Here is a 1,771-nt window from a genome sequence, read left to right as displayed (position 1 = left end):
TAAGCAGCGACATCGTCGCGGTCACGGGTACGGGCGTGGGCAGCTTTGCCGACGCCAACGCCGGGGTGGGCAAGGCGGTTACCGTCACCGGCTATACGCTGGGCGGCACCGATGCCGGCAACTATAACCTGGTGCAGCCGGCCGGCGTGACCGCTACCATCAACAAGGCCGATGTCATCGTCTCCGGCAGCAGAACCTACGATGGCGCCACGTCGGTGGCGGGCGGCACCTTGACGGCGACCGGCGTGGCCGGCCAGATCTTCAGCGTCACCGGGGCCGGTGACGCCTCGAACCTGACCAGCAAGAACGTTCAAAGCGGTGCGGCGCTCGCCAGCACCACGGGCCTGAGCCTGGGCAGCAGCAGCAACGGCGGCCTGGCCAGCAATTACAACGCGCCCGGCGTGGCCGGCAGCAGTTACACCGTGACCGCCAAGGGGCTGACCCTGACCGGCGTCAGCGCCGTCGATAAAATCTACGACGCCACGACCACGGCCGCGCTCAACACCGCCAGCGTTGGCTACTCGGGCCTGGTTTCGGGCGACACGGTGTCGCTGGCCGGCAGCGGCAGCGGCAGTTTTGCGACCAAGGATGTCGGTATCAACAAGGCTGTGACGGTGAGCGGCTACACGCTGTCGGGCGCCGACGCCGGCAACTACGTGGTCACCCAGCCGACCGGCCTGAGCGCAACCATCAACAAGGCCAACCTCACGGTATCGGATATTGCGGCGCTTGATAAAACCTATGACGCCACCACCGCCGCCAGCCTGACCGGTAACGCCGCCGTGGCCGCCCTTGGCAGCGACAACGTGTCGGTGGCCGGTACCGGCGTGGGCAGTTTTGCCAGCAAGGATGCCGGCGCCGGTAAGGCGGTGACAGTGACCGGCTATACCTTGTCCGGCGCCGATGCCGGCAACTACGTGGTGCTGCAACCGACCGGCCTGAGCGCAACCATCAACAAGGTCAACCTGGCGGTCTCGGGCATTGCAGCCCTGGATAAAACCTATGACGCCACCACTAGCTCCGGCCTGAGCGGCACTGCTGCCGTGGCAGCACTGGGCAGCGACAGCGTGGCGGTGACCGGTACCGGCGTGGGCAGCTTTGCCAGCAAGGACGCCGGCGCCAACAAGGCCGTGAGCGTGAGCGGCTACACGCTGTCGGGCGCCGACGCCGGCAACTACGTAGTGCTGCAACCGACCGGCCTGAGCGCAACCATCAACAAGGCCAACCTGGCGGTCTCGGGCATTGCAGCCCTGGATAAAACCTATGACGCCACCACTGCCGCGACCTTGACCGGCACTGCTGCCGTGGCAGCACTGGGCAGCGACAGCGTGGTGGTGACCGGTACCGGCGGGGGCAGCTTTGCCAGCAAGGATGCCGGCGCCAACAAGGCCGTGAGCGTGAGCGGCTACACGCTGTCGGGCGCCGACGCCGGCAACTACGTGGTGCTGCAACCGACCGGCCTGAGCGCAACCATCAACAAGGCCAATCTGGCGGTCTCGGGCATTGCAGCGCTGGATAAACCCTATGACGCCACCACCGCCGCAACCTTGACCGGCACTGCTGCCGTGGCCGCACTGGGCAGCGACAGCGTGGCGGTGACCGGTACCGGCGTGGGCAGCTTTGCCAGCAAGGATGCCGGCGCCAACAAGGCCGTGAGCGTGAGCGGCTACACGCTGTCGGGCGCCGGCGCCGGCAACTACGTGGTGCTGCAACCGACCGGCCTGAGCGCAACCATCAACAAGGCCAACCTGGCGGTCTCGGGCATTGCAGC

The 1,771-nt window shown here is 67.0% G+C and carries 1 protein-coding gene; it reads left to right on the top strand.

Going from position 1 to position 1,771, the window contains the following annotated elements; genetic code table 11:
- Positions 1-1,771: beta strand repeat-containing protein (locus tag DUPY_RS28225; RefSeq protein WP_229255188.1), on the top strand; the 1,771-nt coding region annotated here is incomplete at both ends.

The organism is Duganella phyllosphaerae, from assembly GCF_001758785.1.
Lineage (GTDB): Bacteria > Pseudomonadota > Gammaproteobacteria > Burkholderiales > Burkholderiaceae_D > Rugamonas > Rugamonas phyllosphaerae.
This window is presented reverse-complemented; position numbering and strand designations above follow the sequence as displayed.